20 protein-coding genes and 1 tRNA gene are annotated in these 24,408 nt (G+C 63.0%); 13 read left to right on the forward strand and 8 right to left on the reverse strand.

Annotated elements, in window-relative coordinates:
- Nucleotides 1-153 precede the first annotated feature (153 nt).
- The 4 genes from GFD32_RS15700 (at nt 154) to GFD32_RS15715 (ending at nt 4,743) form a co-directional block, all read left to right on the forward strand.
- On the forward strand, nt 154-1,296 hold the full coding sequence (locus GFD32_RS15700) for an ABC transporter ATP-binding protein (RefSeq protein WP_163577529.1): 1,143 nt from the start codon (nt 154-156) through the stop codon (nt 1,294-1,296).
- A 141-nt stretch (nt 1,297-1,437) separates the two neighbouring features.
- A complete protein-coding gene (locus GFD32_RS15705) occupies nt 1,438-2,553 on the forward strand; it encodes an extracellular solute-binding protein (RefSeq protein ID WP_163577530.1) in 1,116 nt (371 codons plus the stop codon).
- 80 nt (nt 2,554-2,633) lie between these two features.
- Nucleotides 2,634-3,887: an ABC transporter permease gene (locus GFD32_RS15710; protein ID WP_163577531.1), complete on the forward strand. Its 1,254-nt coding sequence runs from the start codon at nt 2,634-2,636 to the stop codon at nt 3,885-3,887.
- Between the two features lie 4 nt (nt 3,888-3,891).
- Nucleotides 3,892-4,743: an ABC transporter permease gene (locus tag GFD32_RS15715; RefSeq protein WP_163577532.1), complete on the forward strand. Its 852-nt coding sequence runs from the start codon at nt 3,892-3,894 to the stop codon at nt 4,741-4,743.
- A gap of 79 nt (nt 4,744-4,822) precedes the next feature.
- Here the strand turns inward: GFD32_RS15715 and GFD32_RS15720 are convergent, their stop codons facing one another.
- The 3 genes from GFD32_RS15720 to GFD32_RS15730 all read right to left on the reverse strand — a co-directional run bounded on the left by GFD32_RS15720 (nt 4,823) and on the right by GFD32_RS15730 (nt 7,889).
- Complete coding sequence (locus GFD32_RS15720; RefSeq protein WP_163577533.1) at nt 4,823-5,692, reverse strand: glycine betaine ABC transporter substrate-binding protein; 870 nt, start codon at nt 5,690-5,692, stop codon at nt 4,823-4,825.
- A gap of 107 nt (nt 5,693-5,799) precedes the next feature.
- Entirely contained in the window at nt 5,800-6,633 is an 834-nt protein-coding gene (locus GFD32_RS15725; RefSeq protein ID WP_163577570.1) for an ABC transporter permease, read from the reverse strand.
- A 5-nt stretch (nt 6,634-6,638) separates the two neighbouring features.
- Nucleotides 6,639-7,889 (reverse strand): quaternary amine ABC transporter ATP-binding protein, encoded by a 1,251-nt coding sequence (locus GFD32_RS15730; protein ID WP_163577534.1) that lies wholly within the window; start codon nt 7,887-7,889, stop codon nt 6,639-6,641.
- Nucleotides 7,890-8,239: 350 nt separating this feature from the next.
- On the opposite strand from GFD32_RS15730, the gene GFD32_RS15735 reads away from it, so the two are divergent.
- Nucleotides 8,240-8,488, forward strand: coding sequence for a hypothetical protein (locus GFD32_RS15735; RefSeq protein WP_163577535.1), 249 nt, complete (start codon nt 8,240-8,242; stop codon nt 8,486-8,488).
- Nucleotides 8,489-8,562: 74 nt separating this feature from the next.
- Nucleotides 8,563-8,913 (forward strand): hypothetical protein, encoded by a 351-nt coding sequence (locus GFD32_RS15740; RefSeq protein WP_163577536.1) that lies wholly within the window; start codon nt 8,563-8,565, stop codon nt 8,911-8,913.
- A gap of 168 nt (nt 8,914-9,081) precedes the next feature.
- Here the strand turns inward: GFD32_RS15740 and GFD32_RS15745 are convergent, their stop codons facing one another.
- The 4 genes from GFD32_RS15745 to GFD32_RS15760 form a co-directional block, all read right to left on the reverse strand.
- Complete coding sequence (locus tag GFD32_RS15745) at nt 9,082-10,458, reverse strand: sigma-54-dependent transcriptional regulator (RefSeq protein ID WP_163577571.1); 1,377 nt, start codon at nt 10,456-10,458, stop codon at nt 9,082-9,084.
- Nucleotides 10,459-10,468: 10 nt separating this feature from the next.
- A complete protein-coding gene (locus tag GFD32_RS15750; protein WP_163577537.1) occupies nt 10,469-11,950 on the reverse strand; it encodes a sensor histidine kinase in 1,482 nt (493 codons plus the stop codon).
- A 38-nt stretch (nt 11,951-11,988) separates the two neighbouring features.
- Nucleotides 11,989-13,140, reverse strand: coding sequence for a PQQ-dependent sugar dehydrogenase (locus GFD32_RS15755; protein ID WP_163577538.1), 1,152 nt, complete (start codon nt 13,138-13,140; stop codon nt 11,989-11,991).
- Nucleotides 13,141-13,221: 81 nt separating this feature from the next.
- Nucleotides 13,222-14,097 carry an AEC family transporter gene (locus tag GFD32_RS15760; RefSeq protein WP_163577539.1) on the reverse strand — a complete coding sequence of 292 codons (876 nt, stop codon included), beginning with the start codon at nt 14,095-14,097 and terminating at the stop codon, nt 13,222-13,224.
- 127 nt (nt 14,098-14,224) lie between these two features.
- Between GFD32_RS15760 and GFD32_RS15765 the strand changes: the two genes are divergently transcribed.
- Together GFD32_RS15765 and GFD32_RS15770 are read left to right on the forward strand one after the other, a co-directional pair.
- Nucleotides 14,225-16,021 (forward strand): ABC transporter ATP-binding protein, encoded by a 1,797-nt coding sequence (locus tag GFD32_RS15765; RefSeq protein ID WP_163577540.1) that lies wholly within the window; start codon nt 14,225-14,227, stop codon nt 16,019-16,021.
- Between the two features lie 78 nt (nt 16,022-16,099).
- A tRNA-Ile gene (locus tag GFD32_RS15770) sits at nt 16,100-16,176 on the forward strand.
- A gap of 99 nt (nt 16,177-16,275) precedes the next feature.
- Here the strand turns inward: GFD32_RS15770 and GFD32_RS15775 are convergent.
- Nucleotides 16,276-17,097, reverse strand: coding sequence for a type IV toxin-antitoxin system AbiEi family antitoxin domain-containing protein (locus GFD32_RS15775; RefSeq protein WP_163577541.1), 822 nt, complete (start codon nt 17,095-17,097; stop codon nt 16,276-16,278).
- A 259-nt stretch (nt 17,098-17,356) separates the two neighbouring features.
- On the opposite strand from GFD32_RS15775, the gene GFD32_RS15780 reads away from it, so the two are divergent.
- The 5 genes from GFD32_RS15780 to GFD32_RS15800 all read left to right on the forward strand — a co-directional run bounded on the left by GFD32_RS15780 (nt 17,357) and on the right by GFD32_RS15800 (nt 24,379).
- Nucleotides 17,357-19,336: a type I restriction-modification system subunit M gene (locus GFD32_RS15780; RefSeq protein ID WP_163577542.1), complete on the forward strand. Its 1,980-nt coding sequence runs from the start codon at nt 17,357-17,359 to the stop codon at nt 19,334-19,336.
- Between the two features lie 181 nt (nt 19,337-19,517).
- Nucleotides 19,518-20,864: a restriction endonuclease subunit S gene (locus GFD32_RS15785; RefSeq protein ID WP_163577543.1), complete on the forward strand. Its 1,347-nt coding sequence runs from the start codon at nt 19,518-19,520 to the stop codon at nt 20,862-20,864.
- Nucleotides 20,861-21,802 carry a GIY-YIG nuclease family protein gene (locus tag GFD32_RS15790; protein ID WP_163577544.1) on the forward strand — a complete coding sequence of 314 codons (942 nt, stop codon included), beginning with the start codon at nt 20,861-20,863 and terminating at the stop codon, nt 21,800-21,802. Before GFD32_RS15785 ends, GFD32_RS15790 begins: the two co-directional genes overlap by 4 nt.
- Nucleotides 21,803-21,821: 19 nt before the next feature.
- Nucleotides 21,822-22,562: a DUF3800 domain-containing protein gene (locus GFD32_RS15795; protein ID WP_163577545.1), complete on the forward strand. Its 741-nt coding sequence runs from the start codon at nt 21,822-21,824 to the stop codon at nt 22,560-22,562.
- Between the two features lie 296 nt (nt 22,563-22,858).
- The gene (locus tag GFD32_RS15800) at nt 22,859-24,379 is read left to right on the forward strand and encodes a DEAD/DEAH box helicase family protein (protein ID WP_240455678.1); all 1,521 of its coding nucleotides are present in this window, start codon (nt 22,859-22,861) and stop codon (nt 24,377-24,379) included.
- Nucleotides 24,380-24,408: the final 29 nt, after the last annotated feature.

Consider the following 24,408-nt stretch of genomic DNA (forward strand, 5'->3'; position numbering starts at 1 on the left):
TCATTCAACGCTAGTTCGACCCTGCAGGGATTGCGAGGCACTGGCCAACCAGACTACTGTCGATTTCGTTGAATTAGAACAAGACAAAGCGGCCTGAGCGCATTGCGCAGGGGAACGACGCTCGCAGCGCCTGGCCGTCAACAGGAATCCTGCATGAACGAAAGTGCCGTCCCCGACGCCCCCGCGGCGTCTTCCCAAGAAGCCGACATCTGCTTTGCCCGTTTCATCGACGTCCAGAAGAGTTACGACGGCGTTGAGCTGGTCGTGAAAGGGTTCAATCTCGATATCCAGCGTGGCGAATTCGTCACCCTGCTCGGTCCCTCGGGGTCGGGGAAGACCACCTGCCTGATGATGATGGCCGGTTTCGAGACGCCGACCCACGGCGACATCCTGCTCAAGGATCAGCCCATCAACGGCTTGCCGCCCCACAAGCGCGGCATCGGCATGGTGTTCCAGAACTATGCGCTGTTCCCCCACATGACCGTGGCCGAGAATCTCGCCTTTCCGCTGGAGGTGCGTCATCTCTCCAAGGCCGAGATCGATCGTCATGTCGAACGGGCGCTGGGCATGGTGCGCTTGGAGGGCTTCGGCAACCGTCGCCCGGCGCAGCTTTCCGGTGGTCAGCAGCAGCGGGTGGCCTTGGCGCGCGCGCTGGTCTTCGAACCCGAACTGGTGCTGATGGACGAGCCGCTCGGCGCCCTGGACAAGAACCTGCGCGAGGAGATGCAGTACGAGATCAAGCGCATTCACGCCAGCCTCGGCGTGACCATGATCTACGTGACCCACGACCAGACCGAAGCACTGACCATGTCGGATCGCATCGCCGTGTTCAACGATGGCGTGGTGCAGCAGTTGGCCACCCCGGAGACGCTCTACGAATCGCCGGAGAATGCGTTCGTGGCCAGCTTCATCGGTGAGAACAACCGCCTGATGGGCGAGGTAGTGGAACATCTCGGCGAGCGTTGCGAGGTCGCGCTCGACAGCGGAGAGCGTGTCGTCGCCAAACCGGTCGCGGTGGGCGGTATCGGTACGCGCACCACGCTATCGCTGCGTCCGGAGCGAGTCGCGCTCCTGGCAGCGGGCGACGCCGACAACGAGCGTTTCGACAACTGCTTCACGGGGACCGTGCAGGAAGTGATCTACCTGGGGGATCACTTGCGCACACGGCTCGAACTGTGCGGCAACGACGAATTCATCATCAAGACCCCGAATGCCGAAGGACATCCCTCGTTGCGACCGGGACAGTCGGTCACCGTGGGCTGGACGTGGCAGGATTGCCGCGCTCTGGATGCCTGACGAAACCTGGCGCAGGGGATACGAGTGCAGCCGGCGACGCTCGAGTGCGGCGCCGGCCACCGACGCGGCCCGGACGGGCTGCAACGCCGATGGGCGATACCACCGCAAACGACTGCAGTAACAACAACAATGGAGAATTCCATGAATTCATCACTTCGTTCATTTCGCAAGGGAACCCTGAGCACGGCCGTCGCTGTGGCCGGCATGAGCGTCATGGGGCTGTCGACCGCGGCGCAGGCCGAGACGTTGAACATCGTCTCCTGGGGCGGTGCCTACAGCATGAGTCAGCATGAGGCCTACGATAAGCCGTGGATGGAAAAGACCGGGGACGAGATCGTCAACATCGACCGCAGCGGCAATGCATTGGCCGGCCTGCGCGCCCAGAGTCAGGCCGGCAACGTCACCTGGGATCTCGTCGACATGCTGCCGGCGGATGCCATGATCGCCTGTGCCGAGGGCCTCATCGAGCCCCTGGATCATGACGAACTGCTCGCCGATGCCCCGGACGGTACGCCGCCCAGCGAAGACTTCGTCGATGGCGCACTGGGTGAGTGCTTCGTGGCCTCGATCGTCTACTCCAACATCGTCGCTTTCAACACCGAGATGTTCCCGGAGGATAATCAGCCGAGCAGCATCGAAGACGTCTTCGACCTTGAGAACTATCCCGGCAAGCGAACCCTGATGCGCAAGCCGATCAACAACCTCGAGTGGGCGCTGGTGGCGGATGGCGTGGCACCGGAAGACGTCTACGACGTACTCGAGACGGAGGAGGGCATCCAGCGCGCCTTCGCCAAGCTCGATACCATCAAGGACGAAGTCATCTGGTGGGAAGAGGGTGCCCAGCCGCCGCAGCTGCTCGCCGACGAGGAAGTGGCCTTCGGCTCTGCCTACAACGGCCGTATCTTCAACGCCATGGTCACCGAGGATCAGCCTTTCGAAATCATCTGGGATGCCCAGGTATTCGAACTCGATGGCTGGGTCGTGCCCACCGGCAAGCTCGACAAGGTGAAGGACTACCTCTACTTCGCCACCGACACCCAGCGGTTGGCCGATCAAGCCAAGTACATCTCATACGGGCCGGCGCGCAAGTCTTCGGCGGAATTCGTCTCGACCCATGCCGAGACCGGCATCGAGATGGAGCCCCACATGCCGACCTACGGGCCCAACTTCGCCACCGCCATTCCCAAGGATGACGAGTTCTGGGCCGACTACAACGACGAGCTGACCCAGCGCTTCGACGCCTGGCTGGCCCAGTAAGGCCTTGCTGCCACCCGGCCGGGCCGGGTGGCAGCCCCTCCCATAGCCCGATTGCCGTTCCGTTCGATGGAGAGGCCTGCGTGTCCCATTCGTCTTCAGAACCACTGACAACCGCCGACGGCGTACCGCTGAAGGTGAGCCTACGCCGTGCCGTACGCCGTTCGAAGCTCAAGGCACTGCTGCTGGTGTCGCCGCTGCTGGCGTTTCTGATCGTCGCTTTCGCCATGCCGATCTTCGATATGCTGTGGCGCAGCGTCGACAATCCCGAAGTCTCCACCCATCTGTCACGCACCGTCGACGCCCTGCAGGGCTGGGACGGCGAGTCGTTGCCGGAAGAGCCGGTATTCGCTGCTTTGGTGGAAGACCTGCGCGAAGGGCAGGAGGCGCGCAACCTGGGGCTGTTGTCGAGCCGACTCAACTACGAGAAGTCGGGCATGCGCTCGACGATCAGCCGCACGGCGCGGCGTCTGCGCAACATCGAGCCGCCCTACCGGGAAGCGCTGATCGAGATCAACGATACCTGGGGCGAGCTCGGCACCTGGAGGCTGATCGACAGGGAGGCGTCACCCTACACGCTCTCCTACTATCTGGCGGCGGTGGACCGGCAGCTCAGCCCCGAGGGCGAGATCGTCAAGGTGCCCGAGCATCTGGAGATTCATGTCGCGCTGTTCTGGCGAACCTTCTGGATGAGCGCGGTGATCACCGGGCTGACGCTGCTGCTGGGTTATCCCATCGCCTACTTGTTGGCGACGCTGCCGCTGCGCCAATCCAACCTGTTGATGATCCTGGTATTGCTGCCGTTCTGGACGTCGCTTTTGGTGCGCACTACCACCTGGATCGCCATCCTGCAGTCTCAGGGCGTGCTCAACGACATGATGGTGGCCGTCGGCGTGATCGCCGACGAGGCGCGCTGGCAGATGATCCACAACAAGATCGGCACCATCGTGGCGATGACGCACATTCTGCTGCCGTTCATGATTCTGCCGCTCTACTCGGTGATGAAGACCATCCCGCCGAGCTACATGCGTGCGGCGCGCTCGTTGGGCGGCAAGCCCTTCCTGAGCTTTCGGCGCGTCTATTTCCCACTGACCATTCCCGGGATCGCGGCGGGCGGCATCCTGGTCTTCATCCTGGCGATCGGCTACTACATCACACCGGCGCTGGTGGGCGGTCAGTCGGGACGCTTCATCACCAACTACATCGCCTATCACATGCAGACCTCGCTCAACTGGGGCCTGGCCGCGGCGATAGCCTCGATCCTGCTGTTCGTGGTGATCGTCTTCTATCTGGTCTTCAATCGCCTGATTGGCGTCGACAAGGTCAAGCTGGGGTAAACCGATGGCCATTCCTTCCTATGCCACCCGTGGCGAACGCATTTGGCATACTGTCTTCCTCGGCATCTGTGCCCTGGTCTTCCTGTTCCTGGTGGGGCCGCTGCTGGTGATCGTGCCGTTGTCGTTCAACGCCCAGCCCTACTTCACCTTCAGCGAAGAGATGTTGACCCTCGATCCGGCGGGTTATTCGCTGCGCTGGTACCAGGACTTCTTCACCTCCAGCGCATGGCTCGGGGCGATCAAGAACAGCTTCATCATCGGGATCGCTTCGACGCTGCTGGCCACCGTGCTGGGTACGGTGGCGGCACTGGGACTCTCCAGCCGTCACATGCCGGCGCGCGGAGCGGTCATGGCGCTGCTGATCTCGCCGATGATCGTGCCGCTGATCATCTCCGCTGCGGCGATGTTCTTCTTCTTCTCCAAGATCAACCTGGCGCAGACATACCTGGGGGTCGTTCTCGCCCACACCGCGCTGGGCATCCCCTTCGTGGTGATCACGGTCACCGCCACCCTGTCGAGCTTCGACACCACCCTGATTCGTGCCGCCCACAGTCTGGGCGCCAATCCCACGCGCACTTTCTTCAAGGTGGTGCTGCCGCTAGTGACGCCGGGGGTGGTGTCGGGGGCGCTGTTCGCCTTCATCACCTCGTTCGATGAAGTGGTGGTGGTGCTGTTCATCGCCGGCCCGGAGCAGCGCACCATGCCGATCCAGATGTGGTCGGGCATTCGCGAGCAGATCAGCCCGACCATCCTGGCCGTGGCGACGCTGCTGGTGCTGCTCTCCATGCTGTTGCTCACCACGCTGGAACTGCTGCGACGTCGCGGCGAGCGGCTGCGTGGCGTCACTCCCGGCTGAGCGAAGCCGCTTCTTAACGCAAGCGGGGAGACCGAATGGCCTCCCCGCTTGCGTTGCAGGTACGACTGCCAGATAACGCTTAGCCGTCGATCCACTCCTGCACCACGTCCTGGTTGTCCTCGACCCACTGCTTGGCGTTCTCGTAGGGGTCGGAACCCTCTTCCTGGTTCATGAGCATGACTTCGCCCATCTGCTCCGGGGTCCACTCGAAGGCGTCCAGGATGGCATGGGCCTCCGGCATGTCCTCTGCGAGACCTTGGCGGGCGATGGTGTGGATCTGCTCGGCACCGCCGTAGACGTTCTCCGGATCCTCGAGATACTTGAGATCCCAGCGGGCGAATTTCCAGTGCGGGGTCCAGCCGGTGACCACGACGTCTTCCTCGTTCTTGATCGCGCTCTCCAGAGCGGCGGTCATGGTGGCACCGCTGCCGCTGCGCAGGGCCAGGTCGAGATCGTATTCCTCGATGACGTCCTCGGTGAGGCCCATCAGGCCGGCGCCCGGATCGATGCCGATGATTTCGCCGTTGAAATCGTCGGCGTGGTCGTTGAGGTCGGCGATGGAATCGACGTCGCTGTAGGCGGGTACCACCAGGCCGAGCTTGGTGCCGTCGAGGTTGACGCCCAGGTCATTGACGTCGTCGCCCACGCGGTCGATGTAGTCGGCGTGGGTGGTGGGCAGCCAGGCGGCGACGATGGCATCGGCATCGCCGGTGGCCACGGCCTGCCACATGGCGGCGGCAGAGAGCGAAGTCATCTCCACGTCGAAGCCCTGCTGCTCGAGCACGGCGCGCACCACGTTGGTGGAAGCCACTTCGGAAGACCACTCGACGTAGGCGAGATGGACGCTGCCCTTGTCCTGGGCCTGGGCCGTGCCGGCGGCGAGGCCGGCGCCAGCGACCAGCGCCAGGCTGGCGAGACGAATGCGGCGGTTAAGCAGTTGCTTGTTCATTGGTGTTCCTCCCTTTGCGTACAACCCTTCCACCATGGCGCCAGCGTGGCGCGGATGCAAGGGGTGTTACCAATGCGATACAGGGTTGTGCCCGTATGTGGCTTGGATCAAGTCTTGCGCTGCTTGCGCAGCGACTGGGTCAGGCGGTCGAGCAGCATGGCCAAAATCACCACGGCGATGCCTGCCTCGAAGCCGTCGCCCGGACGCAGCCGCTGAATGGCACGCCAGACTTCGCTGCCCAGACCGTCGGCGCCGATCATGGCGGCGATCACCACCATGGAGAGCGCCAGCATGATGGTCTGGTTGATGCCGGCCATCACCGTGGGCAGTGACAGCGGCAGCTGTACCTTGAACAACTTCTGGCCACGCGTGGCGCCATAGGCGTCGGCGGCCTCGATCAGTTCCACCGGCACTTGGCGGATGCCCAGGGTGGTGAAGCGTATTGCCGGCGGCATGGAGAAGATCACCGTGGCGAAGATGGCCGACACGGAGCCGATGCCGAAGAACGGGATCGCCGGAATCAGATAGACGAAGGCCGGCATGGTCTGCATGAAGTCGAGTACCGGCATGATGCCGCGATAGAGCCGTTCGGAAAGCGCCGCTGCAATGCCCACCGGCAGGGCTATGACCACGGCCACGAACGTGGCGATCACCACCAGGGTGAGGGTCTCGATCATCGGCTCCCACAGGCCCATGTTCCAGATCAGCAGCAAGCCGGCCACGGCGCCGATGGCCAGGCGGAGGTTGGCGAGCTTCCAGCACAGGCCGGCAATGATCGCTAGCAAGGCCCACTCGGGCAGCCACATCAAGGCTTCGTTGAGACCGTTGATACCGGTCTGAGTGACCCGCGAGATGCCACGGGTGACGAGAGAGTATTCGCTGGTCAGCCAGTCGAGGCCGCCTTCGATCCACTGGCCCAGCGGAATGCGGGGAAATTCGATAGCCATCATGCCTCTCCTGCCGGTGCGGTCGCTTCGGACTCGTCGGTGGTTTGCGGGGTCTCGGCGGCCTGTGCCAGCTCGTCGAGCACGGCGCCCTTGACCACTACGCCGAGCAGCCGCTCGCTTTCGTCGACGATCGCAATCGGGAAGCTGTTGTCGTGGAACATGGCGAAGAGATTGTGCAGCGGCTCGGCCGGTCCCACGCTACGGAAGTCGTGCGTCATGGCGTCGGTGACTTTCTCCTTGCCCTGTTCCAACGCCTGGCTGGCGGCCTCCGCTGTGATGAGTCCGACCAGGTGACGGTCGCGGCCCGTGATGTAGATGGAATCGATACTGTGTTCGCGCATCTTGCGCAGCGCCGTACGCGGGCCGTCCGAGTCGCGCACCGTGGAACGCACCTTGCGCATGGCGCTCTCGGCGGTGAGGATGCGCGACTTGTCGACGCCTTCGATGAAGCGGCGCACGTAGTCGTCGGCCGGCTTGGTGAGGATCTCCTCGGGGGTGCCGATCTGCACCACCTCGCCATCCTTGAGCAGCACGATGCGATCGCCGATGGTCAGTGCCTCGTCCAGGTCATGGGTGATGAACACCGTCGTCTTCTGCATCCTGTTCTGCAGTTCCAGCAACTCCTGCTGCATGTCGCCGCGGATCAGCGGGTCGAGCGCCGAGAAGGCCTCGTCCATCAGCAGCACGCTGGCATCGTTGGCCAGTGCCCGAGCCAGGCCCACGCGCTGCTGCATGCCACCGGAGAGCTGGTTGGGGAAGGCGTCTTCCCAGCCGTCCAGGCCCACCTGCTTGAGGGACTCGCGGGCGACGCGTTCCCGTTCCTCCTTGTCGATGCCGCGAACCTCGAGACCGAACTCGGTGTTCTGCTGCACGGTGCGGTGGGGGAAGAGGGCGAAATTCTGGAACACCATGGAGAAGTGGCGGCGACGACATTCGAGCAGTGCCTTCTCGCCCAGCTCGGGAATGTTTTCGCCGTCGATGACGATCTCGCCTTCACTGGGCTCGATCAGCCGGTTGAGGCAGCGAATCAGGGTCGACTTGCCGGACCCGGAAAGCCCCATGATGACCAGCAGCTCGCCTTCATGGACGTCGAAGTCGATATTGGACAGGCCCAGCGTCTGGCCGGTCTTCTCCAAAATTTCGGGGCGCTTGAGCCCCTGGTCGCGCAGTTCGAGCGCTTTCTTCGGCTGGTTGCCGAAGACCTTGCTCAGGTTGCGAACCCGAATTTTGACGTTGCGGTTATCGCTCATTGGCTATGCCTTTTGTCAGCCCCTGTCTCGACGAGGGGTACGCGCAGGTCCCTTGTCGGATCGAATTGCCGCTGCCTAGTTTGGCACGCTATATCGTTGATGGCTCGAGAGGGGGTATACCCTAGTGGTTTTTGAACGATCATTCAAATAAAACGCGGCGACCTGCGGCATGTCACTGATGGCGCATGTGTCAGTTTTCACCACGCATTCGACCGTCCGGCGATGGTGAATCGGCGTTTTAGAATTTTTTAAATAATTGAATTTAAATCGTTTTTTGAATGATTGGCGAAATTGGCACGTTGCCTGCCTGGCATTGGTGAACGCCAACGGCTCGATAAGGAGGCTATGTCGTGGATGCCAACCTTCGCTTACGAAACGTTGCCCAGCGGCGTTGGCCGGCCTGGGCATGCGTTGCTCTGCTGTCGCTGGGTGTGCTGGGGATCAGCGGTTGCGGCAACGATGATGACGCAATGCCGCCCATGGAGGAGCCGGCCCAAGAGCCCGACGGGGGGAACCAGGGGGAGTCCATGGGTGGTAATGGTGGGCAGGATGATGCCATGTCCGCTCCCCAAAGTCAGGATGAGGAAAGCGGTTTTTGACCTCGGCCATGGGGCCGATGCGTTGAATTCCGTCGATTCGAACGCTCCCGCAGTCACGAGAGACGAGGAGAGACATGATGACATTACCGGCACTGCTCAAGCGAGCCGGCACTCTCGGAATGGTGATGGGCTTGATGGCCAGCCCCCTGGCCATGGGCCAGCAGGATGGTGTGGACACCGAGCCGGGTGCCACCCAGCAGCAGCCAGCGGATCCGACGGCGCCGGCAGACCCGGCTGCGGAGCCGCTGCCCGACGCGGACCCCGAAGCCCCGGCACCCGATGCGTCCGACGAGCCTGGTTTCGGCAGCGGTACCGAGGCCATGCCGGGCGCCTCGGAACCGGGCAGCGACCCGACCCAGCAGGCACCGGAGAGCGAGGCTGCCGGCGATGACTGGGAAGACGAGTCGCAGGACGACGGCTGGTAGACACATTGGCGCCATGTCGGGACGTCGCGATTCCCTGCCCTGCCGCTGTCCGTTCCCGGCCGTCCACTCGTTCCCCTTGCTGCGTCTGGCGGTTAAGCAGCGGCCTTCGCCCCCGACTCTCGGGGGCGTTTTTTGCGGTTGTTGCCTGGCGGCGATGTCGGCGCGGCATCACTCCTCTTCAAGGCGCCGATAGAGGGTGCGCCGAGCGATGCCCAGGATGTCCGCCGTCTTGCGTTTGTTGCCGCCCGTGGCATCCAGCACTTTCTGAATGTAGCGCTTTTCCACTTCCTCGAGGCTGGGCCAGTTGCCTTGCTCGGACCGAGTGGCTTGGGAAGTGCCGCTCGGGGCGTGGCGGCGTTGCGTCTCTTGGCGTTGGCGCAGCCGCTCGGGCAGGTCGGCATGACTCAGCTCTCCCGCTTCGGCCAGCGTCACGGCGCGCATCACCGCATTTTCCAGCTCGCGCACGTTGCCGGGGTAGGGATAGTCGAGCAGCGTCTGAAGGGCGGCGGGCTCGATGCGTTCGACACGCTTCTCCTGGGCAGCGGCGTGTTTGGCGATCAATGCCGATACCAGTCGCTCGATGTCGCCGGGGCGTTCGCGCAGCGGGGGAATGCGCAGCGAGAAGGTTTCCAGGCGAAAGAAGAGGTCGCTGCGGAAGTGGCCGACCTCGATCTCGCGCTCCAGGTCGCGGTGGGTGGCGGCGATGATTCGCACGTCGATGGTCTCTTCGGTTTCCGCACCGACGGCCTTGACGCTCTTTTCCTGCAGGGCGCGCAGCAGCTTGGCCTGCAGGTTGGGCGACATCTCGCCGATTTCGTCGAGAAACAGGCTGCCGCCACGGGCGGTCTGGAAAAGCCCCTGACGGTTATCCGTGGCGCCGGTAAAGGCGCCCTTGCGATGGCCGAAGAACTCGCTTTCCATCAGTTCGCCCGGAATGCTGGCACAGTTGACCGCCACGAACGGCCCTTCGGCTCGCGGGCTTTCGGCATGGATGGCGCGAGCCAGCAGCTCCTTGCCGGTGCCGCTTTCGCCGAGAATCAGGATGGGGGCCTCGCTCCTGGCCAGCCGGGTGGCATCGCGGAACAGGGCGTGCATCGGTTCGCTGTCGCCGATGATCCCGTGGAAGCCTTCATCGCGCGCCGGCCGGTCGAACCGCTCGGCCAGGCGGCGGTGCTCGAGCACGCGGAACACGGCCTCGCGCACGCCTTCCAGGTCCAGAGGCTTGGTCAGGAAGTCGTCGGCTCCCATCTTGAGCGATTCCACGGCCTGATCGATGGTGCCGAAGGCAGTGATCACGATGAAACCGAGATCGCTGCCGTCGGTACGCAGCTGCTGGAGCAACTGCAGCCCGCTGATGCCCGGCAAGCGGACGTCGCTGATCACCAGCGCGACATCGCTGTGGCTGAGAGTGGCGAGAGCGTCTTCGGCGCTGGCCGCGGCGAGGGTGTCGTAGCCGGCATCCTCGAGCTCCTCTTCGAGCAGCTCGAGGATGGCGGGGTCGTCCTCGACGATCAGCAATGGGGCATGGGGGAAAGAGGGGGCCATCCTGGTCACGTCATGCTTCCTCGTGGTCTCGGGGGGGAGAAATGGAGTCATCGTCCACGGTGTCGTCCAGCGGCAGGGATATTTCGAAGCCGGCGCCACCCAGCTCGCTGTCGAAAACGCCGATGGTGCCGCCATGGTCGTTGACGATGCGGTGGACCATCGACAGACCCAGGCCGCTGCCCTGGCCCACCGGTTTGGTGGTGAAGAAGGGGTCGAAGACCTTGCCCTGATCGCTGTCGGCAATGCCCGGGCCATCGTCTTCCACCCACAGCGTCAGCCAGTCTCGCTCTTGCCGGGCACGCAGGCGCACGCGCGTGACACCCTCGGCCTGGGCGGCATTGCGCAGCAGGTTGGTGAGTACCTGGATCAGCTGCTGGCCGTTGACCAGCAGCTGCGGCGAAGGAGACGGCAGCTCGGGCTCGAGGCGAATGGCATGCGCTTCGAAGTCCTCTTCCACCAGCTCGCGGGCAGCCTGTATCAGTTCGTCGAGGGGGCGTGCTTCCTTGGTGACGTTGTGCTGGCGTCCCAGTTCCATCAGCTGGCGCACGATCGTCACGATGCGCTCGACCTCACCGTGAATGCGGGTCAGCCGCGCCTGCTCGCGTTCGCCAATGGCCTCGCTGCGCGCCAGGCGCTGTGCCTGACCTTCGATCACCGTCAGCGGTGCGCCGATCTCGTGGGCGACGCCGGCCGCCAGTACGCCCAGTTCGGCCAACTTCTTCGACTTGCGCAGACGTTGCTCCAGCTCGATCTCTTTGCGTCGGCTGGCGGCGATGTCGGCATCTTTCTCGGCCAGGCCATCCAGCATGCCGTTGAGGGCCACGGCGAGCTGCTGGTATTCCGTCGGTCCGTCGACGGTGGCACGCTGCTCGCGTTCGCCGGTCTCGACGCGCTGCATGACGGCCAGCAGCCGCTTGAGCGGGCGTTCGACATGATGGCGAAACGCCCACCACAGCCCCAGCACCACGCCAGCGGCGCCGACCACGAAAGCCAGCAGGGCAGCCTGGCTGAGAAAGCCGGTGTAGTTCTCGATGCCGGTGTTGAGGCGGTTGACCTGCAGCACCCCCAGCACGTCGCCGGAGGGGGAGGTCAACGGCTTGAGCGCCGAGTAGTAGTGCCATTCTTCATGCTGGCGGTAGTCGGCCTGCATCTCGCCCTCTTCGGCCACGCGGCGGATGTCCTCGGGGCTGAACAGCGCTTCGCCCAGCCCGAGACCGTAAATCTCGCGGCCCTGGGCATCGAAGACGTAGGCGCCGTAGATGCGGTGGAAGGAAAACGCCGAGTGCAGCGTCTCCTTCAGGGGTTCCGCCGCATCGCGGGACAGCGCCTGGCCGAGGGTGGTGCCGATGACGTGGGTGATCACTTCGACTTCCCGTTCCAGGCGCGAACGCACGTTTTCTTCCAGCGACGTGATGGCGACCAGGCTGAACACCAGCAGCACGAAGAACAGCGGGACGATGACGGTGAGCAGGATCAGGTTGCGTAGGCGCATGGCATCTCGACGTGGCCGGGGGCGGGGGAAAGAGCGGGTCAGTCCGTTGGCCGCAGCCGGTACAGGCCGCCGTCGGGGGCGTCGCTGAGCAGATAGATGGCTCCGTCACGACCTTGGCGAACGTCGCGGATGCGACCGATCTCACCCTCCAGGATGGCTTCGCGCTCGATGACGTCGTCGCCGTCGAGTCGCAGGCGCAGCAGCGTCTCGCTGCTCAATCCGCCGGCCAGCAGGTCGCCGTACCAGGCGCCGAAGGCATCGCTCGTCACTTCGGCGAGGCCGGAGGGCGCGAAGCGACCCTCGAAGACGTGCACGGGGTCGCGCATGCCGGGCAGCGAATCGGCGCCGATGGGTTGGTTGGTGGCGTAGTCGTTGCCGCGACTCACCTCCGGCCAGCCGTAGTTCTCGCCGCCGACCAGGCGGTTGAGTTCGTCGCCGGTGCGCGGGCCGTGCTCGCTGGCCCAGGGCTCGCCGTCGTGGCGCACGGTCAGGCCCTGAACGTTGCGGTTGCCGGTCGTGTAGAGCGCGTCGAGAGCGTCGGGGTCGTTGACGAAGGGGTTGTCCGGAGCCGCTTCGCCCGTCTCGGTCAGGCGCAGCACGCTGCCGGCATGGTCGCTCGCGTCCTGGGCGCGGGGTGGGGTGCCGCGCTCACCGATGCTCATCAGCAGGGTGCCGTCGGGCAGCCAGGCGAGCCGCGAACCGTAGTGACGGCCCGGGCTGGAAAAGCGGTTCTGCACGAACAGCGCTTCCACTTCCGTCAGGGCGTCGTCCGCGAGGCGCGCGCGCGACAGGGTGGTGGCGGTGCCGCCCGAGCCGGGCTGGCTCCAGGTGAAGTAGATCCAGTCGTGTTCGCCGCTCTCGTTCTCGCCGAAGCGGGGATGCAGCACCACGTCGAGCAGACCGCCCTGGCCGCGGGTGCTGACTTCGGGAACGCCCTTCAGGTGCGTGATCGTTCCGCTCTCGTCGAGGCGTGCCATGCGCCCCGGCCGCTCGCTGACCAGGAAGTCGCCGTCGGGCAGTTGTGCCACCGCCCAGGGGTGGGTCAGGCCATCGGCGATTCGCTCCAGGCGCAGATCGAGACGCTCGGTCGCGAGCCGCTCGCCGACGACGGTCTGGGCGTGGACGGGCCCGGCGATCAGGGCCAGGCCCAGCAGCAGGGGGGTGGCGAATCGTGCGCTGGCAGGGTGCATCCCACTCTCCTTGGCGTTCGGCAGGCAAGCATTCGAGGCTCCCCTACTGACTCCCCCAGGGCGTGGGTGTTCCAGTGCCGGCTACATCAGAATGGCCAACAGAATCGGCAGATAGAACAGCGACAGCAGCGTCGAGCAGAACACCAGACTGGCCACGTACTCCGGCTCGCGGCGAGCCTTCTGGGCGAACAGGTAATTGAACACCGCCACCGGCATGCTCATCTGCAGCACCAGGATGCTGTGGCCCATGGGCGGCAGCGCCAGGAGATGGCCGATGCCCCAGGCGAGCAGGGCGGCCACCGGGATGCGCAGCAGGCTAAAGCCGATGCCCGACTTGAGGTTCTTCACCTGGATGCTGGCCAGCGACACGCCCAGGGTGATCAGCATCAGCGGTACCGTGAAACCGGAGATCAAGTCCACGCTGTTGGCCAGCCACAGCGGCAGCGCGGTGTCGGTGAGCAGCAGCGACAGGGCGATCAGGATGGCGTAGACGGTGGGCGTCTTGGCCAGCGACTTCAGTGGATTGCCGCGGCTGGCCAGCATGGTGCCCAGAGTGAACTGGAACAGCGACACCGTGACCATCACCGTGATGCCGTACACGAAGCCCGCGCTGCCGAAAGCGTAGAGCACCACCGGCAGGCCCATGTTGCCGGTGTTGGGATACATCATCGGCGCTAGCAGCACGCGCCAGTCGCGCCTCAGCACCCGCGCGACCAGCACCGTGGCCGCTGCCATGGCGACGATCACCAGGGCGGTGGCCAGCATGGTGCGCCCGAAGCTGCCGGCATCGATCTCGGCCTCGGAGAGCGAGGCGATGACCAGTGCCGGAGTGCCGATGTTGAAGACCAGGCGGGTGACGAAATCCACCGGGTAGGGGTGGCCCAGGCGAATCCAGGTGAAGCCCAGGCCGGCCCCGGCCAGCACCGGGGCCATGACGGCAAAGAGTTCGGCGAGCATGCGCAGTACCGTGTCGTGGAGAGGGGGCAGGACACAGGCGCATTATTGTCGTGTTTCGTGCGGCATCGCGCAAATGAGGCGGCCAAATGCGTTACACTTGCCCCTTTTCGTATCAGGACGCATTATCATGTCGACTTCCGCCACCAGCTTCCAAGCGCTACGGCGCCTGCTGCGCTACGCCCGCGGTTACCGGCGGCGCATCGTCGCCGCCTCGGCCTGCTCGATCGTCAACAAGCTCTTCGACATCGCCCCCGAGATCCTCATCGGCGTGGCCATCGACGTGGTGGTCAACCAGGAGCGGAGCTTCGTGGCTCGGGTGGGGTTCGAGACCGCTCAGCAGCAGATCCTGGTGCTGGCCGTGCTCACCTTCTTCATCTGGGCGGGGGAGTCGCTGTTCGAGTACCTTTACCAGGTTCTGTGGCGCAATCTCGCCCAACGCCTGCAGGCCGATCTGCGCCAGGACTCCTACGAACACGCCCAACGCCTCGACATGGCCTACTTCGAGTCTAGGAGTTCCGGTCAGCTGGTGGCGACCATGAACGACGACGTCAACCAGCTCGAGCGCTTCCTGGACGGCGGCGCCAACGCGATGATCCAGGTGGGCGTCACCGTGGTGGCGGTGGGGGCGGTGTTCTTCGTCATCTCGCCGCTGATTGCGCTGCTCGCTTTCACGCCCATTCCGCTGATCATCTGGGGCGCCTTCTTCTTCCAGCGCAAGGCCGGACCGCTTTACGCCGACGTGCGCGAGAAGGTCGGCGACCTGGCCAGCCGGCTCGGCAACAACCTGGCCGGCATCGCCACCATCAAGAGCTTCACCAGCGAAGCCCGCGAGGCCGAGCGGCTGCGTGAGGTCAGCGAAGCCTACGTGGAAGCCAACCGCCGAGCGATTCAGGTCAGCTCGGCGTTCATCCCGGTGATCCGCATGGCGATCCTCGCCGGCTTTCTGGCCACCTTTACCGTGGGCGGTATGCTCGCCCTGCGCGGCGATCTCAACGTGGGCGCCTACGGCGTGCTGGTGTTCCTCACCCAGCGGCTGCTGTGGCCATTGACCGGCTTGGCCGAGGTGATCGACCTCTTCGAGCGTGCCATGGCCAGCACCCGGCGCATCCTCGACCTGCTGGCGGTTCCCATCACCGTGCGCGACAACCACGACGCACCGCTGCCCGAGCCAGTGCGCGGCGAAGTGAGCTTCGAGCGCGTGAGCTTTCGCTACGGTTCCAGCGGCGAAGGCGTGGAGGGCGTGAGCCTGCACGTGCGCGCCGGGAACACTCTGGCTCTGGTGGGAGCCACCGGCTCGGGCAAGTCGACCCTGGTCAAGTTGCTGCTGCGCTTCTACGACCCCGACAGCGGGCTGGTGCTCATCGACGGCCAGCCCATCGATGGCGTCAGCCTGGCCTCGCTGCGCGGTGCCATTGGCCTGGTCAGCCAGGACGTCTATCTGTTCGAGGGCTCGGTGCGCGACAATATCGCCTACGGCCGGCCGCAGGCGAGCGAAGCGGAAGTGATCGAGGCGGCACGCACCGCCGAAGCCTGGGAGTTCATCAAGGTGCTGCCCCAGGGTCTCGACACCGCGGTGGGCGAGCGCGGCGTGCGCCTCTCTGGCGGCCAGCGCCAGCGTCTCTCGCTGGCTCGGGCGCTGCTCAAGGATCCGCCCATCCTGGTGCTGGACGAAGCCACCAGCGCGGTAGACAACGAAACCGAAGCCGCCATCCAGCGCTCGCTGGCGCGGATCGGCCACGGCCGCACCGTGATCATGATCGCGCACCGTCTCTCCACCATCGTCCACGCCGACGAGATCGTGGTGATCGAAGGCGGCCGGGTGGCGGAGCGCGGCACCCACGACAGCCTGCTCGCCGCCGACGGCCGCTACGCCGCCCAGTGGCGGGTGCAGACCGGCGCGCTGGCCACAGCCGACGTGGAGTGAATCGAAGGGCGGAGGCTATGGTCTCGGCCACCGCCTTTCGCTATCATACGGCGGCGCCATTCGGCGTTTCTCCGGTAAGGGCCTATAGCTCAGTTGGTTAGAGCAGGGGACTCATAATCCCTTGGTCGCTGGTTCGAGTCCAGCTGGGCCCACCACATAACGAGAGCTTTCCTTTCACCCTTCAGGGCGAAGACCTCTTCTTCGGCGACATAGGGAGGAGGCGCACGAGCAGGGCGACCTGTGCTTCGTAATCTTCACGCGCCATCGGCTGCCTCCGTTATCGCAAATTCTTCCGGCACCATGATGCGGTAGCGCGGGTGTATCCTGCCGCCTCTGACCAGAGCGCGGTCGCCACTTCCGAGATTGAATTCCTGCGGATCGAGGCGTTTGCGCCATGGGTGGTTGTGGCGGTCGGCAAAGACGAAGAAAAGCCGCGTTACCTTGATCTTTCTGCAACTATGCAGCAACGCCGATAGGGTGCGCGGTCGTAGGGTCATCAGGCTTTCAAACGCCATGTCGAGATTGTGGAAGCTTTCATGGCCGGGCAGTTCGTCCATGACTTCCAGGATCGCTCGTTCGGGCGACGACATCCTTAGTTGCCAGTCCCAGGGCAGGGTGCTTGCGGCGTCGGATCCGTCCTTGGTGAGGCCGAGTGCCGGATCTGAGAAGAGGGGCGTGGTGCGCGTTTCCAGCTGTGCGTTTAGCGGAAGCCTGGCCAGCCAGTTCGGTATGTCTTCACCATAGACCCAAACCGGAGCGTTCCCGCCCAGCGGTAAATAATGGCTATAGCCTTGTAGCGCGAGCGCTGTCATGCCGCCGATATGGACTTGGTAGTCCATGATGTGCTGTATCGAGAGCAGGCAGGTCTTCCAGTCGATCGTGTCGGATTTTCCGGCGCCCGGCGCTGGGCGCCGGAAAACGCCGCGAGTCACGCGCTCCAGCCAGCCGCGATCAACATATTTGCGCGCGAGAAAGCGGCTGACCTCATGGCGTTCCAGCCAGCCAGAATCGACCATGAAGCCGGGAGAGACGGCTTCGAGAGTACTCTTTAGCTTCTCTTCTTTATGTGCACTCATGGAGCACATATTATCATATGTTCAAAGAGATTGCCGCAGATATCTTTGAATTTTTCAGTTTTAGTGTACCTTGAGGTCACTTTTTCACTAAAAGTTAAAGGGTTGAGGGGCCCACCAGCCCCGACGGCTAGGTACAGGCGGGATGCCGCATCTGATCGAGCGGTTTCTCCGGTGTCCTTGGCCGCTTCGTGGCCACTCCCTCGCTGTGTATGATGGGCGCCATCCATCACCATCAGCACCAAGAACGCGGGGAAGCATCGTGAACACGGAGAGTCACTCTCAGCTGGCGGCCTTCATCTGGTCCGTGGCGGACCTGCTGCGCGGCGATTTCAAGCAGTCTCAGTACGGTCGCATCATCCTGCCCTTCACCCTGCTGCGACGCCTGGAGTGCGTGCTGGAGCCCACCAAGGACGCGGTGCTCCGTGAAGCCCACGCCCATCAGGCCAAGCCCGACGCCGTGCGCGAGAAGTTGCTGCTGCGCGCGGCGGAACAGCCCTTCTTCAATGCCTCGCCGTTGACCCTGGGCACGCTCTCCGATACCCAGACCGCCGACGACCTGATGAGCTACGTGCAGTCTTTCAGTCAGGACGCCCGGGAGATCTTCGAGCACTTCGATTTCGAGGGATTCGTACAGCAGCTCGGGGCCAGTAACCTGCTCTATCAGGTGGTGCAGCGTTTCGCCGCCATCGACATGAGCCCGCAGCGGCTCTCCAACTACGGCATGGGTCTGGTGTTCGAGGAACTGATCCGCAAGTTCGCCGAGAGCTCCAACGAGACGGCGGGGGAGCACTTCACCCCGCGCGACATCGTCCACCTGACCACCTCCCTGGTGCTCACTGGCCAGGAGGAGAAGCTGCGCCCCCACGGCATCGTCACCGTCTACGACCCCACGGCGGGCACCGGCGGCTTCCTCTCCGAGAGCGACGAGTACATCCAGCAGGTCAGCCGGGACGTGACCGTCTCGCTGCATGGCCAGGAGCTCAACCCCGAGTCCTATGCGATCTGCAAGGCTGACATGCTGATCAAGGGGCAGAAGGTTGAGCGGATCAAGCTCGGCAATACACTCAATGACGACCAGCTCCCCGCCGAGCACTTCGACTACATGCTCTCCAACCCGCCCTTCGGCGTGGAGTGGAAGAAGGTACAGAAAGAGGTTGCCGCCGAGCACAAGCAGAAGGGCTATGAGGGCCGCTTCGGTCCCGGCTTGCCGCGGGTCTCCGACGGCTCGCTGCTGTTTTTGATGCACCTGGTGAGCAAGATGCGCGCCCGCCAGGATGGCGGCTCGCGTATCGGCATCATCCTCAATGGCTCGCCGCTGTTTACCGGGGGCGCCGGCAGTGGCGAGTCCGAGATTCGCCGCTACCTGCTGCAGCACGACCTGGTGGAGGCCATCGTCGGGCTGCCTACCGACATGTTCTACAACACCAGCATCGCCACCTACGTGTGGATCCTCTCCAACCACAAGCCCGCCGAGCGTCGCGGCCAGGTGCAGCTGATCAACGCCACCGACCGGGCCAGCAAGATGCGCAAGTCGCTGGGCAGCAAGCGCCAGTTCGTCGCCGACCGCGACATCGAAGAGATCGTTCGCCTCTACGGCGCATTCCAGGAGAACGAAGAGAGCAAGCTCTTCCCGGTGGAGGCCTTCGGCTACCGGCGCATCACCGTGGAGCGCCCGCTGCGCCTCAACTTCCAGGCCAGCCCCGAGCGCCTGGCCAGGCTCGACGACGAGAAGCCGATCCAGAAGCTCGAGGAGGGCGAGCGCGAGGCGATCAAGGCCGCCTGCGCCACCCTGAACCCCGAGCAGCGCTTCACCAACCGCGACGCATTCACCAAGGCGCTCAAGGCCGCGATCAAGGCGGCAGGCCTCAAGGTCGGCGCCCCGGTGCAGAAGGCGATTCTCAACGCCCTCGCCGAGCGCGACTCCGAGGCGGATATCTGCCTCGACAAGAAGGGCAACCCCGAGCCCGACACCGGCCTGCGCGATAACGAGAACGTCCCGCTGGATGAGTCGGTATTCGACTACTTCGAGCGCGAGGTGAAGCCCCACGTGCCCGATGCCTGGATCGACGAGGAGAAGCGCGACCCGCTGGACGGCCGCATCGGCATCGTCGGCTTCGAGATCCCCTTCAACCGGCACTTCTATCAATTTGAGCCGCCGCGCCCGCTGGAGGAGATCGACGCCGACCTCAAGGCCTGCACCGACCGGATCAAGCAGATGATCGAGGAGCTGTCGGCATGAAGAGTCATAGCCACATAGGTCTTGTGTTGACATGCGGGCTGCGTCACTCGAGCATAATGGGCGACACACCCGCCATGCCTCTCCCTGATGCACACTCTGGCGGGTTTTTTGTGTCCGGTGGTTGGTTTGTCGAATCCTCCCATTGAAAGTTGATGGCAAATGCAAGGGAAGGAGTGAGGGCATGAGCTTCCCGAAATACCCCGAGTACAAGGACTCCGGCGTCGAATGGCTGGGGGAGGTGCCGGCGCATTGGGACGTAGAACGGCTCAAACACTCCGTAGATAGCTGTCGTAATGGTATCTGGGGAGAAGAGCCAGCCGGTGATTCCAGTGATCTTCCTTGCGTGCGTGTCGCTGATTTTGATCGCCCCCGGATCAGGGTGGTTCTTGACAACCCGACCATGAGAAACGTCAAGCCCAGCGAACAAAAAGGCAGGGTGTTGAAACGTGGGGACTTGGTGCTCGAAAAGTCTGGAGGTGGAGAAAAGCAGCCAGTCGGTTTCGTTGTGCTTTACGACGATGATAGGCCAGCCGTTTGTTCGAATTTTACTGCCAAGATGGAGCTTTCAGAGGGCATGAATCCTTCATTTTGGCGTTATGTTCATGCGGCAGCTTACTCCATCCGGCTCAATGTCCCATCGATAAAGCAAACGTCTGGGATACAGAACCTGGACCAGCAGAGCTACTTGGATGAACGCGCAGCTTATCCTCCAAGTGCTGATCAAGCGCATATCGCGGCCTTCCTCGACCACGAAACCGCCCGCATTGATGCTTTGGTGGAGCAACAACAGCGCCTGATTGAGCTGCTCAAGGAGAAGCGCCAGGCGGTGATCTCCCACGCTGTTATGAATTACGGTGATGGACGAAAGGGAAAGCTAGGTTATTATGTCGATCTCCTGCCAGGATACGCTTTTCCAAGCAGTGGTTTCGAGCAAGAAGGGATGAGGCTTTTACGTGGCGCAAACATTGGGGTTGGCGAAATAGATTGGAGTGAAACTGTCTATTGGCCAGAAGATAAGACAGAAGGCCTTGATAATTATAAGCTTCGAGCAGGTGACTTGGTCTTTGGAATGGACCGTCCTTGGATCAAAAGAGGGGCTAGAGTATCGACTGTTGACGAGAAAGACTTGCCAGCTTTTTTGTTGCAGCGCGTTGCGCGACTAAGGGCAAAAAAAGGCCTGGAGCAAGGGTTTTTGAGACTTATCCTGATCAGCAAAGAGTTCAGGGATGACGTGGAAGTAGACATGACAGGTGTTAGTGTCCCCCACATCAGCCCGGAGCAAATTTGTACTTTCAAGATCTCTCTTCCGAGTGAAGGCAAGCAAGCCGAAATTTGCCAAAAGGTTTCCAGGGAGCTAGCTAGGTTAGCCTCTTTGATTGCAACAGCAGAAAGCAGCATCTCTTTAATGCAGGAGCGCCGCTCTGCCCTGATCTCTGCCGCCGTTACCGGCAAGATCGACGTGCGTGGCTGGCAGCCGCCGGCGGTCTCATCGGCTCCCTCTGACTCCACACAAACGGAGATGGTATGACGCAAGGACGCAGCATCCGGCTCTTCCTGGTGGACGGCACGCCCAACGGCCTGCTCACCGCCGAGATCATGAACTGGACCGGCCATGTGTTGACCGGACCCCGTAGCAAGCTCAGCGAGCTGGTCCAGCGACCGGAGTGTGGCCGTACCGGCATCTACTTCCTGGTCGGCCCCGACCCCGACAACAGCCTGCGCCCGCTGGTCTACATCGGCGAGAGCGACGATGTCGGCACCCGCCTCAAGCAGCACAACCGCCCCGAAGCTGTTTCGGGTTCTGGGGGCGGTAAGGACTTCTGGGAGAAGGTCTGCCTGGTCACCAGCAAAGACCAGAACCTCACCAAGGCCCATGTGAAGTATCTGGAGAGCCTACTGATCCAGAACGCCGGCCAGGTCGGCCGCTGCAAGCTGATTAATGGCACCGCCCATGAGTACATCAACCTGCCCGAGTCGGATCGTGCCGATATGGCGTTCTTCGTCGAGCAGATTCGCACCGTGCTGCCGGTGTTGGGCTTCGACTTCCTGCGGGAGACCTCGCGTCCCTCACGGGTGCCCGAAGCGACTCAGGCTGCTGAACCAGAGGCCTCGCCCAGGTTCACCTTGGAGGTGCCGCGACACGGCATCCGCGCCACCGGCCAGGAGATCAACGGCGAGTTCTACGTCTTCAAGGGTTCCCTGGCCCGGGGCAGCTGGGTCGGAACCGAGCGCGGCTACCAGAGCCTCTATAATCAGCTCTGCGAGGATGGAGTGCTGGTGGAAGGCAGTGACGGCACTCGGGTATTCAGCGAAGACCAGAGCTTCAGCAGCCCCAGCGCCGCCGCGGTGGTCTCCGGCCGCAGCGCCAATGGCCGAACCTCTTGGAAGGCGGAAGACAGCGGGCTGACCTACGGTGAGTGGCAGGATCAGCAAGTCAGTATTGCGGTGAACGAGGTGAGCGAATAAGAAGGGTGGGAGCGAAGGGATGGGTGATTTTGGAGAGTATATTGTCTATGTGGATGAAAGCGGGGATCATGGTCTAAGGAACATCAATCCTGATTATCCAGTGTTCGTGCTTGCCTTTTGCATTATTCATAAGAAAGACTATCTCACTCAAGTTGTGCCCAAGGTGCAGGAGTTGAAGTTTCGTTATTTTGGTCATGACATGATCGTTCTCCATGAGGCCGAGATACGTAAGGCAAGAAAGCCATTTGATATACTGCTTAATTCGAATGTCAGGCATCATTTTATGAATGACCTTTCGGCTATTATAGAGAGCTCTCCGTTTACCTTGGTGGCCAGCTGTATCATGAAAGAAGTCTTTTCACAGAGGCATGGGGTGGATGGAAATCCTTATCATGTTGCAATGGAGTTTGGGTTGGAGCGGGTGTTCATGGAGCTTCAAAGCCGTGGGCAGCGTGGCCAGCTAACTCATGTTGTATTCGAGCAGAGAGGGCTGCAAGAAGATCAGGCCCTTGAACTGGAATTCCGCCGTATCAAGGATCGATCTCGGATGGAAGGACTGGAAGATACCTTGGACATCGTCATGGCCAGCAAGAAAGTGAATTCGGCGGGCCTACAGCTGGCCGACATGGTGGCACGCCCCATAGGTCGTCACCTGCTGAACCCGGACCAACCAAATCGCGCTTTCGAGATACTAGAAGCCAAATTCCGGCGCAGTCCCACCGGCCAGGTTCGGGGCTGGGGGTTGAAGGTATACCCCTGATAGCAAAAGGCCCCGACGCATTCGCCGAGGCCCCTTGCCGATCGGGCATTCCCAATCCATATCCATATGATAGGCAGTCAGGCCGATCATGGCAACCAAAGCGGTTCACTCGTTAACAACACCCCCCACGCCTCTCATTGAAGCGCACCTCGGGGGGTTACTTTTGTCGAAATGGAGTTCCCTGGGGACTGGCGAGATCGCCCTCTATGGGCAATGCATCGTCCTAAGTAGCCTTCTCCTTGCATCCCTGAAGCGCTAGGCTGTTACGCAACATTACGCCAAGCGCAGGGGATAATATGGCGGACAGCAGGGAAGCCCGCTTCCAGCAAGACATTATCGAGGCCATGACGGCCCACGGCTGGAAGGCCGGCACGGCCAGCGGCTACGATCGTGCCTCGGCGCTTTACACCGAGGACCTGCTCGGCTATGTCCGCGAGGCCTGGCCCGAGCGCTGGGAGAAGTTCTGCAAGGCCAACCCCCAGGCGCCGGAGCGGGTGTTCGTGCAGAAAGCGGTCCGCGAGCTGGAGCGGGCCGGCACCCTGGAGGTGCTGCGCCACGGCTTCAAGGTGCCGGGCGTGAAGTTCGACCTGTGCAGTTTCCAGCCCGACCACGGCATGAACCCGGACTCGCTGGCCCGCTACCGCGCCAACCGCCTGCGGGTGGTGCCGGAGGTCTCCTACTCGCCCCACGCCCGCGAGAAGGGCCAGGGCGGCGAGAGCTACAACCCGCGCCTCGACCTGGTGCTGTTCGTCAATGGTATCCCCACCGCGACGCTGGAGCTCAAGAGCCAGTTCAAGCAGACGGTGGAGAACGCCAAACGCCAGTATCGCCAGGACCGCCCGATCAAGGATCCCGTCACCCGCAAGCCGGAGCCGCTGCTGACCTTCAAGCGCGGCGCCCTGGTGCACTTCGCGGTGAGCCAGGCCGAGGTGGCCATGACCACCAAGCTGGCCGGCAAGGACACCTTCTTCCTGCCCTTCAACCGCGGCACGGAGGAGGGCGGCGCCGGCAACCCGCCCGCGCCGGATGAGGCCAGCTACGCCACCGCCTACCTGTGGGAAGAGGTGTTCGCGCCGGACGCCTGGCTGAAGGTGCTTGGGCGCTTCCTGCACCTGGAGAAGAAGACCACCGAGGACTTCCACGGCCGCCGCACTACCAAGGAGACGTTGATCTTCCCGCGCTATCATCAGTGGGAGGTGGTCAACCGCCTAGTGCAGGCCACCCTGGCCGAGGGGCCGGGGCGCCGTTATCTGGTGCAGCACAGCGCCGGCTCGGGCAAGTCCAACTCCATCGCCTGGTGCGCCCACCAACTGGCCAACCTCTACGCTGAGGACGGCACCAAGTTGTTCAACTCGGTGATCGTGGTCACCGACCGTACGGTACTCGACAGCCAACTGCAGGAGACCATCTACCAGTTCGAGCACGCCCACGGCGTGGTGCGGCCCATCACCCGCGACGTGGGCAACCAGAGCAAGTCGGAGCAGCTCGCCGAGGCGCTGGCCAGCAACACCCGCATCATCATCGTCACCATCCAGACCTTCCCGGCGCTGTTCGACGCCCTGGACAAGCGCCCGCAGCTCGCCGAGGGCTACTATGCGGTGATCGCCGACGAGGCCCACTCCTCGCAGACCGGCAGCTCGGCCAGCAAGCTCAAAGCGCTGCTGGCGGCCGCAGGAGAGGCCACAGAGGGCGATGACAACGAGATCAGCGCCGAGATGATGAAGTGGTCCAATTGGAGCGGACACCCCGATAAGCCTCATAATGGAGGCAGTGGAGGTGTTCATGACCAAGAAGACTCGACGTCGGTTTTCCGATGAATTCAAGGCGGATGCGGTGAGCCTGGTGA

It is taken from the genome of Halomonas faecis, from assembly GCF_010993975.1.
Taxonomy (GTDB): Bacteria; Pseudomonadota; Gammaproteobacteria; order Pseudomonadales; family Halomonadaceae; genus Halomonas; species Halomonas faecis.